The sequence below is a fragment of the Brevibacterium sp. CT2-23B genome (assembly GCF_013168765.1).
In the GTDB taxonomy this organism is placed as follows: domain Bacteria; phylum Actinomycetota; class Actinomycetes; order Actinomycetales; family Brevibacteriaceae; genus Brevibacterium; species Brevibacterium sediminis.
In genome coordinates this window covers 350,649-365,907 of sequence record NZ_JABBYK010000006.1, presented here as the reverse complement: position 1 = coordinate 365,907, position 15,259 = coordinate 350,649, and the positions used below count along the sequence as shown (strand labels likewise).

Below are 15,259 nucleotides of genomic sequence, written 5' to 3'. Positions count from 1 at the left end.
GACGGCGGCCCAGCAACCTCGCGCGAGGTAGCTGGGCCGCCGTCAGGTAGTTCTGGGGAGAAGTTATCCACAGATTGCTCTCGGTTATTGTCTTTTGAAGGTCAAGAGTGCAGTTTGGTGTCATGTACTTAAGTATGACGACGCAGAAGCTCTATCGGCTCGGGTTCACCAAAGACGAGATTCGGCGCGGGGAGAAGTGCTGCCTCGAACGCGTAGCGCGAGGACGATATGTGGCCACCGGCTCCTGCACGGACGCGCGACATGAGCCGATCTGGTCGGCACTGAGTGAAGAGGACTTCGAGGAGTTCGGCCACCACGGCGACATGCGTGATGAGATCGAGCGTCTTTGCGTACTCATCCGGACTCGTGCTGAGAAGATCCACACCGCTTCTGGACGGTGGCGAGTAACGAAGGGGCGTGAGGTCTTCTCACATCTGTCGGCGGCGCTCATCCACGGCCTCCCGATCGCCTATCCGGCCGAGTCCAGGGTGGAGGTGCTGCGTCCCAACATCAGCCGCAAGTACAAGCACCTCTATGTCCGGGACAGAGAGGTTCCGTCACCACATCGCCAGATGGTCGGCATCTATGCGGTGACGACGATGGAACGGACGCTCATCGACGTCGCCCGCGACTACGGACCCGATATGTCGGTGCCGATGCTCGACGAGGTGATCCGCCGACGCCGCACCGCGCGATTCCGCATCGAGGCGGTGCTGGCCGAATGCCCCGAACTACGCGGGGACGCGGCGGTGCTGCGCGCCCTCGACCTCACTGATGGCAGGCGCGAAGCCCCGTCGGAGTCGATCGCAGCAGTGCGCTTCTTCGAACACGGAATCATCGGCTTCGAACCACAAGTCGAATTCTTCGACCACTCCGGAGGCGTTGTCGCCCGAGTCGACTTCTGCAATCACGATGCCCGTCTGATCATCGAGATCGACGGCATGGAGAAGTACACGATGAATGGACGTTCGCCGGAAGAGAGCATCGCCGCGGAGAAGGCGCGTCAGGCCGCACTCGAAGCCAGGGGGTACACGATCATCCGGCTCACATACGGCGATCTCTTCCGCGCGGCTCCGTTCGAGCGGATCCTCGGAGAGCTCGCCACCCGTCTGCGCACGAACTGAGTGCCCGGAAACGCTCCCAGACGCAGGTGGCGGCGGCGGTGCCACCTCGCGCGAGGTGGCACCGCCGCCGCCAGGTAGTAATTAGGGGGGTCAGGCGTTGAGCTCTTCGCGGAGACGGGCCACGTGGCCGCGGGCGTCGACGTTGTACTCGGCGTGGGTGAGCGTGCCGTCGGCGCCGATGACGAAGGTCGAGCGCTGGGTGCCCTGGAACGTGTGCTCGCCGACCGTCTTCTGTCCATAGCTGCCGTAGGCCTTCGCCACTGCAGCGCCAGGGTCGGAGAGCAGCGAGAAGGTCAGCCCCTCCTCGGCGGCGAACTCCTTGAGCGATTCGGTGTCATCGGGGGAGACCCCGAGGACCTCGAAGCCGGCGGCCGCCAGCGCCGAGAGGTTGTCCCGGAAGTCGCAGGCCTCCGTCGTGCACCCCGGCGATGCGGCCTTCGGGTAGAAGTAGAGGATGACGCTGCGGCCGGCATAGTCGGCCTTCGACACAGTCCGCCCCTCGGCGTCGGTGAGCGTGAAGTCGGGAGCGATGTCTCCGACGGTGAGCTGAGTCTGAGTGGTCGTGGTCATGGTGCGTCCTTTCGTCGTTGAAATGGTGCGTCCGGCGGTGCGCTGAGTGCGCACGCCTGTGCGGCCGTGTCCTCGATGAGCGCTTCGGCGCGCTCGGACAGGGTGGTGAGGTCCGCCGGTCCCGGTGCGATCGACAGCGCCGCCGTGATCCCGGCTTCCCGGCATTCCGCGGCGGTCAGGCCGACCCGACCGGCGATGACGATCACCCTCGCCGAGGCGGGGGCATGGTCCCGCACGGCCGCGACGACCTTCCCACCCAGGGATTGGGAATCGAAGGATCCCTCTCCGGTGAGTACGAAATCGGCGTCGGCCAGGGCCTCGGACAGTCCCACGGCCTCGGCGACCATCGTCGATCCGGGAACCACCTCGGCGCCGAGCATCGTCGTCAGCGCCAGCGGAATCCCGCCGGCAGCCCCGAATCCCGGAGTCGCCGCCAGGTCTTTCGCCTCGGCAGAGGTGCCGGTGAGCACCTCCGCCAGGTGAGCGAGTCCGGAATCGAGCACGGCCACCGAGTCCGCGTCCGCCCCTTTCTGCGGACCGAAGACCGCAGCGGCCCCGCGGGGCCCGGTGAGCGGATTGTCGACGTCGACGGCGATGCGCCACCGCACGGCCGTCGCCCTCTGGTCCAGCCCCGAGGTGTCGACCGCAGCGATCGCGGCCAGGCCGCCTCCGCCCGGGGCGACCGGCTGACCTGCGACATCGGTGAAGCGGGCGCCGAGGGCGGCCAGTATTCCGGTCCCGCCGTCCGTGCTCGCCGAGCCGCCGATGCACAGCAGGATCTCCTCGACGCCGAGGTCGAGCGCCGCGGTCGCGATGAGCCCGACACCATAGGTGTCGGCGCGTTCGGGCCGCAGCTCCACGTCCGAGACCTGCGGCAGGCCATTGGCTTGGGCCGCCTCGATGACCGCGGTCTTTCCGTCGGGGGAGAGGCCGAAGTCCGCCGAGGCGGTCCTGCCCAGGGCATCGACCGTGTCGACGGTGCGCGGCCGGGTTCCCCAGACGGCGAGCAGGGCGTCGAGCGTGCCCTCCCCGCCGTCGGCGAAGGGCAGTTCGGTGACTCGTGCGCTGGGGAAGACTGCTCGAGCTCCGCGGGCCATGGCGGCTGCGGCGGCCGGAGCGGAGGCCGAACCCTTGAATGAGTCAGGGGCGCAGACGATTGACGGGGTCTGATCTGTCGTTGTCAGGCTCATGCACTCATTCAACCTCATCGTCGATGGCCGGGTGTGCGGCGGTTGCCACACGAACAGTATCCACTATACGGAAGAAAGTTTCCACAAAAATGTGTGAGCAATTTGACATTGCCGATGACGCCCAGCAGACTCGGAGCAGTTGTTCGGAAATGGTATTCCGAACGGTGAAAGTCATTCAGCGCCTGCCAAGGAGGTCACCGTGGACCTGGCCGAGTTCAACCGACTCCCAGCCGATGATGCCCGCGGAATTCTGCGTCCCTGCCTCGACGTCGACCGGTGGATCGACGCGATCGTCGACGCCCGCCCCCTGGCCGACCTCGACTCCGCCGAGGCGGCGTCCCGCGCCGCCGCACCGCTGACCACCGCCGAGATCGACGCGGCGATGTCCCATCATCCGCGCATCGGTGAGAAGGCGAAGGGCGACAGCGCCGAGGCGGCCCATTCGAGCCGTGAGCAGGCCGGACTCGGCACCTTGGAAGCAGACGTGCAGTCCCAGCTGGCCGCGGGCAACGCCGCCTACGAAGACCGCTTCGACCGCGTCTTCCTCATCCGCGCCGCCGGTCGCACCCCTGAGGAGATCCTCTCCGAACTGCAGCGCCGCATGGACAACACCGACGAGGATGAGACCGCCGAGGTCGGGCAGCAGCTCATCCAGATCGCCGAACTGAGACTCGAAGGGATCCTCTCATGAGCTTCATCACCGCCCACGCGCTCGACTCCATGGTCGGCACCCCCGCCGCCGACCTCGAGGTCACTCTCTACTCCGGGGCCGAGACCATCGTTTCGGCCCGCACCGACGACAACGGGCGAGTCTCCGACTTCGGGCCCGACCACCTCGAGCCGGGGGACTACCGAATCGTCTTCGGCACCGGCGACTACTTCGCTGCCCGCGAGATCGATCACTTCCACCCCGTGGTCACCATCGACTTCACCGTCCAGGCCGGGCAGGAGCACTATCACATTCCGCTGCTGCTCAGCCCCTTCGCCTACAGCACCTACCGCGGCAGCTGAGCCGCGCCCACAATCGCTCACAGGGGAAGCAGGCCCCCTGCAGGATCTCCATCCTCAACAAACCGCCGAAGCCGTCCGGGAACTGCCGGCAGGCCTCGCCAATCGAATGGTCACGGCGTGTGCAGGGGTGCACGCCGACGAACTGGAGGAAGAAAATGAGCAAGGTCCGACTGACATCGAACCAGTACGGCAAGGCGGAGAACCGACTCATGCGGGTCTACCGCGACACCGACCGCCACGAGATCCGCGATCTCAATGTCACCTCACAGCTGTGGGGCGACTTCGAGACCGCTCACACCGAAGGCAACAACGAGCACGTCGTCGCCACCGACACCCAGAAGAACACGGTCTTCGCGAAGGCCAAGGAGCTGGGCGTGAGCTCGCCCGAACAGTTCCTCATGGGCCTGGCCGACCATTTCACCTCAAGCTTCGACTGGGTCACCGGCGGACGCTGGGAAGCCGAAGAATACGGCTGGGACCGGATCAACGACCACAAGCACTCGTTCTACAAGTCCGCTCCCGAGGTCCGCACCGTCGTCTTCACCCGAGACGGCGACAAGGACACGCTGATCTCCGGCTTCAACGGACTCACCGTGCTCAAGACCACGGAGTCGGGCTTCGTCGGCTACCCGAAGGACAAGTACACGACCCTGCCCGAGACCCAGGACCGCATCCTCGCGACCGATATCGCCACCCGGTGGATCTACAACACCACCGACCTCGACTTCGAAGCCGTGTACACCAAGGTCAAGGAGATCATCCTCGACTCCTTCACCGATCACTTCTCCCACGCCCTGCAGCACACGCTGTACCAGATGGGCGAGAAGGTCATCGAGGCTGTGCCGGAGATCGACGAGATCCGCTTCTCCTGCCCGAACAAGCACCACTTCCTCTATGACATCGAACGTTTCGGGCTCGAGAACCCGAACGAGGTCTTCATCGTTGCCGACCGCCCCTACGGCCTCATCGAAGCCACCTTCACCCGTGAAGGCGTCGACGAGAACAAGGACGCATGGGCACAGGTCGCCGGCTTCTGCTGAGATCTGAACATCACCTGCTGAGACAGGACTTTCCATCTCCGGGCTCCCGGGGTACTGTTCCGGGAGCCCGGACCCCGTGAGAAGGAAACCCCGATATGACACAGGACACAACCTCGGCGAGTCCGAGGGGACACGTCGACGAAGAGGTCGATGAATGGATCGAGTCCTGGGAAGGGCTCGTCGGCGCGCGCGGAACCCAGCGCGCGGGCGAGATCATGGAGGCGCTGCGTGCACGCGCGGCCACGAACTCCGTCGCCCAGCCCAAGGTCACCACCACTGACTACGTCAACACCATCCCCGTTGACCAGGAACCGTTCTATCCCGGCGAGGAGAAGGTCGAGCGCCGCTTCCGCAGATGGCTGCGGTGGAACGCCGCCATGCTCGTCCATCGGGCGCAGCGGCCCGAGATCTCCGTGGGCGGGCACATCTCCACCTACGCCGGCGCCGCCACGCTCTACGAAATCGGATTCAACAACTTCTTCCGCGGTCAGGACCACCCCGGCGGCGGCGATCAGGTCTTCTTCCAGGGCCATGCCTCACCGGGAATGTACGCCAGGGCGTTCCTCGAGGGCCGCCTGACCGAGGCCGACCTCGACGGGTTCCGGCAGGAGGTCTCACGTGCCCCGCACGGACTGAGCTCGTATCCGCACCCGCGGCTGATGCCGGAGTTCTGGCAGTTCCCGACCGTGTCGATGGGTCTGGGCCCGATCAACGCGATCTACCAGGCGCAGATGAACCGCTACCTCCACAACCGCGGCATCTCCGACACCTCGGATCAGCGGGTGTGGGCGTTCCTCGGCGACGGCGAGATGGACGAACCCGAATCGCGCGGCGCTCTGCAGCTGGCCGCGAACGAAGGGCTGGACAACCTCACCTTCGTCATCAACTGCAACCTCCAGCGCCTCGACGGCCCCGTGCGCGGAAACGGCAAGATCGTCCAGGAGCTCGAGGCGACCTTCACCGGCGCCGGCTGGGATGTCATCAAGGTGCTGTGGGGCCGCGAATGGGACGACCTGCTGGCCAAGGACCGCACCGGCGACCTCGTGAAGATCATGAACGAGACCCTCGACGGTGACTACCAGACCTTCAAGGCCGAATCCGGCGGATTCATCCGCGACAACTTCTTCGGCCGGACACCTGCGACGAAGGGGCTCGTCGACCACCTGTCCGACGACGACATCTGGAACCTCAAACGCGGCGGCCACGACTATCACAAGGTCTTCGCCGCCTACCAGAAGGCCGTGAACACTAAGGGCAAGCCGACCGTCATCCTCGTGCAGACCGTCAAGGGCTACGGCTTGGGCACGACGTTCGAGTCCCGCAATGCCACGCACCAGATGAAGAAGTTCACCGCCGACGACGTCAAGGCCTTCCGCGATCGGATGGACATCCCGATCAGCGACAAGGTCATCGACGAGGACCCGTACGCGGTGCCCTACTACCACCCGGGCAAGGATTCCGAAGAGATCCAGTACATGCTCGACCGTCGGCGTCAGCTCGGCGGTTTCCTGCCGGCACGCAAACCCGAGCACAACAAGATCACCCTGCCCGCGCCCAGCGACAAGGCGTTCGCACAGACGAAGAAGGGCTCGGGGCAGCAGATGGCCGCCTCGACTATGGCCTTCGTCCGGCTGCTCAAGGACCTCATGCGAGAGAAGGGGCTGGGCGAGCGGATCGTGCCCATCATCCCCGATGAGGCCCGCACCTTCGGCATCGACGCGTTCTTCCCGACCGCGAAGATCTACAACCCGAACGGGCAGAACTACCTCGCCGTCGACCGCGAGATGTTCCTCTCGTACAAGGAGGCCACGAGCGGCCAGCTCCTCCACGTGGGCATCAACGAGGCCGGTGCCGCGGCCGGATTCACTGCCGCGGGAACCGCGTACTCCACTCACGGCGAACCGATGATCCCGATCTACGTGTTCTACTCGATGTTCGGGTTCCAGCGCACCGGTGACGCCTTCTGGGCTGCCGGCGACCAGATGACCCGCGGGTTCATCATCGGCGCCACCGCCGGACGGACGACCCTGACCGGTGAGGGCCTGCAGCACGCCGACGGACATTCCCCGGTGCTCGCGGCCACGAACCCGGCCGTGCGCGTCTTTGATCCGGCCTTCGGCTACGAGATCGGGCATATCGTCCGCGACGGTCTGCATCGCATGTACGGAGAGCACGACCTCGGCGAGGACGAGCGCAATGTCATGTACTACCTCACCGTGTACAACGAGCCGATGCTCCAGCCGGCCGAACCGGAGGACGTCGACGTCGAGGGCATCCTCAAGGGCATCCACCGCGTCGCCGAGGCGGCCCCCGGCGACCGTCCGCAAGCGCAGCTGCTCGCCTCCGGTGTGGCCGTGCCCTGGGCTCTCGAGGCCCGGGACCTGCTCGCCGCCGACTGGGGCGTCGATGCCGCCGTGTGGTCAGTGACCTCATGGGCGCAGCTGCGCCGCGACGGCCTCGAATGCGAAGCTGCGGAACTCAGCGCCGCCGACGGCACCGAGGCGGCCGACCGCGTGCCGTACGTGCGTCAGAAGCTGGAGGGGCAGCCTGGCCCGATCGTGGCCACGAGCGACTTCGACTCCACCCAGCCGGATCTCATCCGGCCGTACCTGGACCACGATTTCGCGACGCTCGGCGCCGACGGGTTCGGTTTCTCCGACACCCGCGCCGCCGCGCGCAGGCACTTCAAGATCGACGCGCACTCGATGGTCGTGCGCACCCTGCAGCTGCTTGCCAAGCGCGGTGAGATCGACGGATCCATTCCCGCCGAGGCGGCTCGACGTTATCGTCTGAACGACGTCAACGCCGGCACCTCGGGAACGGCCGGCGGAGACTCCTGACCCGGTCCGGGAGCTGAAGCCAGAGTCAGCGGCCGCTCTGCATCTCTGCGGAGATGCGGGCGGCCGCGTCTTTGAGCAGGGGCACGGCGCGATCGGCGAACGACTGGTCGACGCGGCTGATCGGACCCGACACGGAGATCGCCAAAGGCGCGGGGGAGTCCGGGATGGCCATGGCGAAGCAGCGCACGCCGAGCTCCTGCTCCTGCTCGTCGATGGCATAGCCGCGCTCACGGATGCGGCTCAGCTCGGCTTCGAGATCCTCGATCGTCCCGATGCTGTATTCCGTGGGGGTGGGCATTCCGGCGGTGGCTGCGATATGCCGGACCTGCTCGGACTCGAGCCCCGCGAGAATGGCCTTGCCGACCCCGGTGGCGTGCATATGGGCACGGCGTCCCACCTCGGTGAACATCCTCATCTGGCGTTCGGAGGCGACCTGATCGACGTAGACGACCATGTCTCCGTCCATCGTTGCCACGTTTGCCGACTCCCCGAGCTCGGCGACGAGTTCGCGCAGATAAGGGCGGGCGACGGCGCCGAGCTGGGAGCCGGCGATATCGCCGAGTCGCACCAGCCCGGGCCCGAGCGCATAGCCGCGGTCGGGAAGCTGTCGGACCACGCCGAGGTTGACCAGGGTGTTGAGCAGACGATGGATCGTCGGCAGGGGCAGATTGACGTCCGCGGCGATATGGCTCAGCGTCGCCGATCCTGCGGAGTTCGCGATGCACTCAAGCAGTCCGAACGCGCGTTCGACGGACTGCACGCCGCCCTTGGACTGGCGGATCGCCGGGGTGTCCTTGCTGCTCATCGATGTTCCTTAATCTGTGGTGAGTCTCGGCAGTGAAACTCCGTTCAGTCTAGTCCCGAAATGGAAGAAACTTTCCGAATCCACTGACACCGTCTAGTATTTCCACTAGGCAGAAGTTATTATCCATAATACGGAAACTCGATATCAAGGAGGATATTGCCCATGGTCGCCACCAGCCCCGGATACTCCATCACTCTGCGCGTCGGCACCCAGGTCGGTCGGGCCTCGACCTCCGACCTCGTCGCCGCGGCCGCCGCCACCGGCGCGTCAGTCACCGCCCTCGACGTCGTCGAGTCCACTCCGCACTCGGTCATCATCGACGTCAGCGCCGATACCCGCGACGTCGCCCATGCCGACGAAGTCTCCGATGCGCTGGGTGCCCTGCCCGGAGTCGACGTCCACAAGGTGTCGGACCGGACCTTCCTGCTCCACCTCGGCGGCAAGCTCGAATCCACCCCGAAGGTGCCCCTGCGCAACCGCGACGACCTCTCCCGTGCCTACACCCCGGGTGTGGCCCGTGTGTGCAAGGCGATCGCTGAGAACAAAGAGGATGCACGTCGGCTGACGATCAAACGCAACACCGTCGCCGTGGTCACCGACGGGACCGCGGTGCTCGGCCTCGGCGATATCGGCCCCGAAGCGGCCATGCCGGTGATGGAGGGCAAGGCCGTGCTGTTCAAGCAGTTCGCCGATGTCGATGCCTGGCCGGTGGCCCTCGACACGAAGGACACCGAGGAGATCATCTCCATCTGCAAGGCCATCGCACCGGCCTACGGCGGAATCAACCTCGAAGACATCGCTGCCCCGCGCTGCTTCGAGATCGAGGCCCGGCTGCGCGAGGAACTCGACATCCCCGTCTTCCACGATGACCAGCACGGCACCGGTGTCGTCACCCTCGCCGCGCTGAAGAACGCGCTCAAGGTCGTCGACAAGAAGATCGAGGACCTGCGCATCGTCGTCTCCGGAGTCGGCGCGGCCGGCAACGCCATCATCCGCCTCCTCCAGGTCGCCGGTGCCGCGAACATCATCGCCTGCGGCCGCGACGGGGCGATCGGCCCGGACTCGACGGTCGACACCGACCACAAGAAGTGGCTGCAGGCGAATACGAACCCCGAGGGCTTCTCCGGCACCCTCAAGGAAGCCGTCGTCGGCGCCGACGCGTTCATCGGCGTCTCCGCCCCGAATGTGCTCGACGGTGACGATATCGCGGCGATGAACAAGGACGCGCTGGTCTTCGCCATGGCCAATCCCGACCCCGAGGTGGACCCCGCCGAGGCGGCGAAACACGCAGCCGTCGTGGCCACCGGCCGCAGCGATTTCCCGAACCAGATCAACAATGTGCTCGCGTTCCCGGGAATCTTCCGCGGACTCCTCGACGCCGAAGCCCGCGACGTGGATGAGAACATCATGGTCGCCGCCGCCGATGCCATCGCCTCGTGCATCCCCGAGGACGAACTCCACCCCGGCTACGTGATCCCCTCCGTGTTCGATCCCGAAGTCGCGAAGAAGGTCGCCGAGGCGGTCGCCCGGGTCTCGTCCTGAAACCCCAGAGAGCCTTGCGTGCCTGGGGACGGAGAATGAGAGACAATGAGGCCAGGTCAGGCGCCGCCGCCTCGCCGTCGAACCCCGTGCAGAGAAAGAGAATGTGAAAGTGGAACGATCAACACTCGCCGATATCGACTCACTGCTGGGAGACACGGACGAGCTTCTGGCGACCGCGTACCCCGGTGATCGCGACGTCCGCCAGCCAGTGCACACCGTGTACGTGCCCGGACACCGCACGAGTGCCGACCTGCCGTACCAGTGGGGGCAGCAGGCGCTCGAATGCGTCGAGGCCCACGGCGGAATGCTGCAGCTGGCCGAACGCGTCATCACCGCAGCCCGGAAGGAATCCGGTCCCGCGATCCCTGGCCAGGTGCCCAGCATCCACCAGGTGGCGCGGGAGGCCGAACTCCTCGCCGAGGCGGTCACCGCGAAGCTCGAACGTGAGCCGATCGAGGACCTGCGTCTGGACTTCGAAGACGGATTCGGCGACCAGGGGGATGAGACCGAGGATCGGTGGGTCGTCCAGGCCGCCCGCGATGCGGTGGCCGGCCGCGCGGAGAAGGCAGCCCCCGGCTTCGTCGGAATCCGGTTCAAATGCATGGAGTCAGCGACCCGGGAACGCGGTCTGCGCACTCTCGACCTGTTCCTCTCCGAACTCATCAAGGCAGGCGGCAGACTGCCGGAGAATCTCGTGCTCACCCTCCCGAAGGTCAGCACCGTCGATCAGGTCCGGGCGATGGTGGTCGCCGCGCGAGCGCTGGAAGCCGAGCACAGCCTCGGTGAAGGGACTATCACCTTCGAGATCCAGGTCGAGACCCCGCAGCTCGTCCTCGCCGCCGATGGCACCGTGCCGCTGGCGACGGCGCTGCAGGCCGGGGCCGGGCGCGTGACCTCGCTGCACTATGGAACCTATGACTATTCGGCGTCGATGGGAGTGGCCGCGGCCTACCAGGCGATGGACCATCCGGTCGCGGACTTCGCGAAGAACCAGATGATGCTCGCCGTCGCGGGCACCGGAGTCCACCTCTCCGACGGGTCGACGAACATCCTCCCGCTCGGCGAGCCGGCGGAGGTCCACCACGCGTGGGCTCTGCACGCCGGCCTCGTCCGCCGCCATCTCAAACGAGGGATCTACCAGGGCTGGGATCTGCACCCGCACCAGCTGCCGACCAGGTTCCTGGCGACCTTCGCCTTCTACCGCGAAGGCGGGCCACGGGCGGCGCAGCGCCTGCACGACTACGTGTTCAAGGCGGATTCGACGGTCCTCGACGAACCCGCGACCGCGAAGGCGCTCGCCCGCTACCTCGACAGGGGACTCGTCTGCGGAGCCCACACCGAGGAGTTCGTGACCTCGCGGACGAATCTCAGCCTCACCCAGCTCGGGCAGCTCGCCCGCACCGGCTCGCTCGACTGAGCCCACCGACCACCGACCGAAGGAGACCCTGCCCATGACGACGACCGACCCGTACACCTACTGGGCCCCGACCGGCGGCCACCCGCCGCAGTCCGATCTGCTCACCGACCGTGCACTCGTCACCGAGGCCTATACGGTCATCCCGCGCGGAGTGATGCGCGATATCGTCACTTCGAATCTGCCCGAGTGGACCGGGACCCGGTCGTGGGTGCTGAGCAAGCCCGTGGCCGGGGGAGCGGTGACGTTCTCGCAGACGATCCTCGAAGTCGCGCCCGGCGGCGGCTCGCAGGCGCCGGAACCGCAGCCCGAGGTCGAAGGGTTCCTCTTCGTCATGGCCGGAACGCTCGAGGTCACCCATGAGGGCACCGCGCACACGCTGACTCCGGGTGGGTTCGCGTTCCTGCCCGCCGGATCGACGTGGTCGGCGACGTCCACCGGCACCGAGGCGGCCCGCTTCCACTGGGTGCGCAAACGCTACCAGCCCGTGGCGGGACTGACCCCTGAGGCGAAGTTCGGCAACGAAGCCGATGTCGAACCGTCGCCGATGCCCGGAACCGACGGACGCTGGCGCACGACCCGCCCGCTCGACCCGGACGACCTCGCCTACGACATGCACGTCAACATCGTCACCTTCGAAGCCGGAGCGGTCATCCCGTTCGCGGAGACGCATGAGATGGAGCACGGCCTCTACGTGCTCGAGGGCAAGGCTGTCTACCGTCTCAACGGCGACTGGGTCGAGGTGCAGGAGGGCGACTTCATCTCCATGCGCGCCTTCTGCCCGCAGGCCTGCTATGCCGGAGGGCCCGGACGCTTCCGCTACCTGCTGTACAAGGACGTCAACCGCCAGGTCGAGCTCTGAGCTTCTCGACGCTCCGAACTCCTGAGGGAACGCAAGAAGCGGCTGGCCGGAAAGGATTCCGGCCAGCCGCTTCTCCTGTATGTCAGTCGGCTGAGTGCGTCAGTCCACTCAGATGAGCTGTAGGGTCCGCGAGGTGTACTCGGAGACCTCCTTGAGCAGCGTCTCGTCATCGACGAGGTCGCGGCCGAGCGACGGGATCATGTCCTTGAAGCTCTTCTCCCAGCCCGCGAACTCGCGCGGGAAGCAGGTCTTGAGCAGTTCGATCATGATCGGCACCGCGGTCGAGGCACCCGGTGAAGCACCGAGCAGGGTCGCCAGCGAACCGTCGGCGGACGAGATGAGTTCGGTGCCGAACTGGAGGACGCCGCCCTTCTTCGGATCCTTCTTCATCACCTGCACGCGCTGACCGGCCTGGATGAGTTCCCAGTCGGCGGGGTCGACGGAGGGGATGAAGGTCTGCAGGGCCTCGAAGCGTGCCTTCTTCGTTGCGGCGAGCTCACCGAGGAGGTACGTGACAAGATCCGTGTTGTCCTTGGCGACATTGAGCATCGTGCCGATGTTGTTTCCGCGCACTGACAGCGGCAGATCGGTGAAGCGGCCCTTCTTGAGGAACTTCGGCGAGAAGCCGGCGTAGGGGCCGAACATCAGATAGTCCTGGCCGTCGACGACACGGGTGTCGAGGTGCGGCACCGACATCGGGGGAGCATCCTGAGCGGCCTGGCCGTACACCTTCGCCTGGTGGCGGGCGACGAGATCCTGGTTCGCGGTGCGCAGGAAGTAGCCGGAGACCGGGAAGCCGCCGTAGCCGCGTCCCTCCGGGATGCCGGACTTCTGCAGCAGCGGCAGTGCACCGCCGCCGGCGCCGACGAAGACGAACTTCGCGCCCACCTGGTGAGTCTCGTGCGAGAGCAGATCCTTCACGGTGAGAGTCCAGCCGTCCGAGGAACGGTCGAGGTCGGTGACCTGGTGGCTGGTGCGCACGGTCGCGCCCTTGGCGGCGACGTAGCTGAGCAGCTGAGACGACAGAGAGCCGAAGTCGACGTCGGTGCCCTGCTTGATGCGCGAGATGCCGTTGACCTGACCGGGACCACGGCCGGAGAACATCAGCGGCAGCCATTCGGCCTGAGTGTCCGCGTCCTCGGTGTATTCCATGTCCGCGAACAGCGGATTGCGCACCATCGTCTCGTAGCGGTTCTTGATGTAGTCACGTCCCTTGTCGCCGCGTCCGTAGCTGACGTGGGCGATGGGATTGATGAAGGTCGTCGGATCGGTGATGACACCGGTGTCGACGAGGTGCGACCAGTACTGGCGCGAGTGGTGGAACTGCTGGTTGATGTTCGAGGCCTTCTCCAGGTCGATCTGACCGTTGGAGTCCTCGGGGGTGTAGTTGAGTTCGCAGAGTGCGGCGTGGCCGGTCCCGGCGTTGTTCCAGGGGTCGGAGCTCTCCGTTGCCACATAGTCGAGCTTCTCGTAGACACGGATGTCCCAATCGGGCTGAAGTTCGGTCAGCATGGCGCCCAGAGTGGCGCTCATGATGCCGCCGCCGATCAAGACGACGTCGACTTTTTCCTGCGGTGAGGGCATTTGGACTCTCATTCCTCGTCTCTGACTACATGTATTCGTCTCTCAGGGTACTCTCCGGCATCGGCCCACCTGTAACCCGGGAGGAGGGAACGAAGCGTCGCGAGAGCATTCTCACAGCGGATGGACGTCCGCCCTGCTCGCCTTTATCCGACCATTCGGACGCTTTGGCAAGACAGTCTGTGTTGCCCGCCACAAGATATGCAACTATGGGCACATGTCCAAACGTTTCCAGCTCCGTGACGCGCTCGCCGAATTCCCTCCCTACGTTCCCGGCAAGCCTCCCGTCGCATCCCCCGGCCTGACTCCGTACAAACTGTCGTCGAACGAGAACCACCTGCCGCCGCTTCCGGGTGTCGTCGAATCGGTGGCATCCGCCTCGGCGATTCCGGGGAACTACCCCGATCCCACCGCAGCCGCGCTCGTGGCCGATATCGCCTCCCACCTCGATGTCGAACCCGCCGAGGTGGTCCCCGGCGCCGGGGCCTCCGAGGTCCTCACGGCGCTGACGAACATCACCCTCGAAGCGGGCACGTCCGTGGTCTATCCGTGGCCGTCGTTCGAGATGTACCCGATCCTCGCCTCGGCGCGGGGCGCGGAGAAGCGCCCCGTCGACCTCCTGGAAGACGGTCGGCACGACTTCGCCGGGCTGGCCGCGGCGATCGATGACACGACCCGCCTCGTGCTGCTGTGCTCGCCGAACAATCCGACCGGTCCGACGATCACCGATGCCGAACTCGAGGGATTCCTCGCCGAGGTGCCCGAGTCCGTCATCGTCGTCCTCGACGAGGCGTACCTCGAATTCGCCACCGAGGCGGCCGACTCCCTCGCCGCTCGCGCCAAGCACCCGAATCTCGTGCTCGCCCGCACCTTCTCGAAGGCGCACGGCCTGGCAGGTCTGCGCGTGGGCTACGGCATCGCCGACGCCGAGATCGCCTCGGCGATGCGCCAGGTCATCGCCCCGTTCTCCGTCACCGCCGGTGCCCAGGCCGCCGCCCGGGAATCCCTGGCTCGCGTCGACGAGGTGGCCGTGCGCGCCAAGGAAGTCGCCGCGGTGCGCGACCGGTTCGCTCACGATCTGCGGGAGCTGGGTCTGTCCGTGCCCGATGCTCAGGGCAACTATGTGTGGATCGCGCTCGACCCCGAGGCGGCCGTCGCCTTCGAAGGTGAGTGCGCGAAGCAGGCCGTGGCCGTGCGTCGTCTGCAGGGCGGTGTGCGTGTGAGCATCGGACCCGATGAGGCTCTCGAGCGCGTGCTCAAGGTCGCCGCGTCGCTGTGAC

13 protein-coding genes are annotated in these 15,259 nt (G+C 66.1%); 9 read left to right on the top strand and 4 right to left on the bottom strand.

Annotated features, from left to right (window positions below; genetic code table 11):
- The first annotated feature begins 134 nt into the window (after positions 1 to 134).
- Positions 135 to 1,124 (top strand): DUF559 domain-containing protein, encoded by a 990-nt coding sequence (locus tag HIM68_RS16535; RefSeq protein WP_172174158.1) that lies wholly within the window; start codon positions 135 to 137, stop codon positions 1,122 to 1,124.
- A 90-nt stretch (positions 1,125 to 1,214) separates the two neighbouring features.
- On the opposite strand, the gene bcp is transcribed toward HIM68_RS16535, so the two are convergent.
- On the bottom strand, positions 1,215 to 1,694 hold the full coding sequence (gene bcp / locus HIM68_RS16530; protein ID WP_172174155.1) for a thioredoxin-dependent thiol peroxidase: 480 nt from the start codon (positions 1,692 to 1,694) through the stop codon (positions 1,215 to 1,217).
- The gene (locus HIM68_RS16525; RefSeq protein ID WP_172174152.1) at positions 1,691 to 2,884 is read right to left on the bottom strand and encodes a glycerate kinase; all 1,194 of its coding nucleotides are present in this window, start codon (positions 2,882 to 2,884) and stop codon (positions 1,691 to 1,693) included. Before HIM68_RS16525 ends, bcp begins: the two co-directional genes overlap by 4 nt.
- A 199-nt stretch (positions 2,885 to 3,083) precedes the next feature.
- Between HIM68_RS16525 and uraD the strand changes: the two genes are divergently transcribed.
- From uraD to aceE, 4 genes are all read left to right on the top strand, one after another.
- On the top strand, positions 3,084 to 3,575 hold the full coding sequence (gene uraD, locus HIM68_RS16520; protein ID WP_139469311.1) for a 2-oxo-4-hydroxy-4-carboxy-5-ureidoimidazoline decarboxylase: 492 nt from the start codon (positions 3,084 to 3,086) through the stop codon (positions 3,573 to 3,575).
- Complete coding sequence (gene uraH, locus HIM68_RS16515; RefSeq protein ID WP_172174149.1) at positions 3,572 to 3,895, top strand: hydroxyisourate hydrolase; 324 nt, start codon at positions 3,572 to 3,574, stop codon at positions 3,893 to 3,895. Before uraD ends, uraH begins: the two co-directional genes overlap by 4 nt.
- Before the next feature lie 155 nt (positions 3,896 to 4,050).
- Positions 4,051 to 4,935, top strand: coding sequence for a factor-independent urate hydroxylase (pucL, locus tag HIM68_RS16510; protein WP_139907127.1), 885 nt, complete (start codon positions 4,051 to 4,053; stop codon positions 4,933 to 4,935).
- A 95-nt stretch (positions 4,936 to 5,030) separates the two neighbouring features.
- A complete protein-coding gene (gene aceE / locus HIM68_RS16505) occupies positions 5,031 to 7,775 on the top strand; it encodes a pyruvate dehydrogenase (acetyl-transferring), homodimeric type (protein WP_172174127.1) in 2,745 nt (914 codons plus the stop codon).
- Positions 7,776 to 7,800: 25 nt separating this feature from the next.
- On the opposite strand, the gene HIM68_RS16500 is transcribed toward aceE, so the two are convergent.
- Positions 7,801 to 8,580: an IclR family transcriptional regulator gene (locus HIM68_RS16500; protein WP_172174124.1), complete on the bottom strand. Its 780-nt coding sequence runs from the start codon at positions 8,578 to 8,580 to the stop codon at positions 7,801 to 7,803.
- A 162-nt stretch (positions 8,581 to 8,742) separates the two neighbouring features.
- Here HIM68_RS16500 and HIM68_RS16495 point away from each other — a divergent pair, with 162 nt between their 5' ends.
- The 3 genes from HIM68_RS16495 to HIM68_RS16485 all read left to right on the top strand — a co-directional run bounded on the left by HIM68_RS16495 (position 8,743) and on the right by HIM68_RS16485 (position 12,398).
- Positions 8,743 to 10,122 (top strand): NAD-dependent malic enzyme, encoded by a 1,380-nt coding sequence (locus tag HIM68_RS16495; protein WP_172174121.1) that lies wholly within the window; start codon positions 8,743 to 8,745, stop codon positions 10,120 to 10,122.
- Positions 10,123 to 10,231: 109 nt separating this feature from the next.
- The gene (locus tag HIM68_RS16490) at positions 10,232 to 11,539 is read left to right on the top strand and encodes an aldolase/citrate lyase family protein (protein WP_172174118.1); all 1,308 of its coding nucleotides are present in this window, start codon (positions 10,232 to 10,234) and stop codon (positions 11,537 to 11,539) included.
- Between the two features lie 34 nt (positions 11,540 to 11,573).
- Entirely contained in the window at positions 11,574 to 12,398 is an 825-nt protein-coding gene (locus tag HIM68_RS16485; RefSeq protein ID WP_139469323.1) for a bifunctional allantoicase/(S)-ureidoglycine aminohydrolase, read from the top strand.
- 108 nt (positions 12,399 to 12,506) lie between these two features.
- Here HIM68_RS16485 and HIM68_RS16480 read toward each other — a convergent pair whose 3' ends face one another.
- A complete protein-coding gene (locus HIM68_RS16480; RefSeq protein WP_139469324.1) occupies positions 12,507 to 13,982 on the bottom strand; it encodes a malate:quinone oxidoreductase in 1,476 nt (491 codons plus the stop codon).
- A 214-nt stretch (positions 13,983 to 14,196) separates the two neighbouring features.
- Here HIM68_RS16480 and HIM68_RS16475 point away from each other — a divergent pair, with 214 nt between their 5' ends.
- The gene (locus HIM68_RS16475; RefSeq protein WP_139907131.1) at positions 14,197 to 15,258 is read left to right on the top strand and encodes a histidinol-phosphate transaminase; all 1,062 of its coding nucleotides are present in this window, start codon (positions 14,197 to 14,199) and stop codon (positions 15,256 to 15,258) included.
- Position 15,259: the final 1 nt, after the last annotated feature.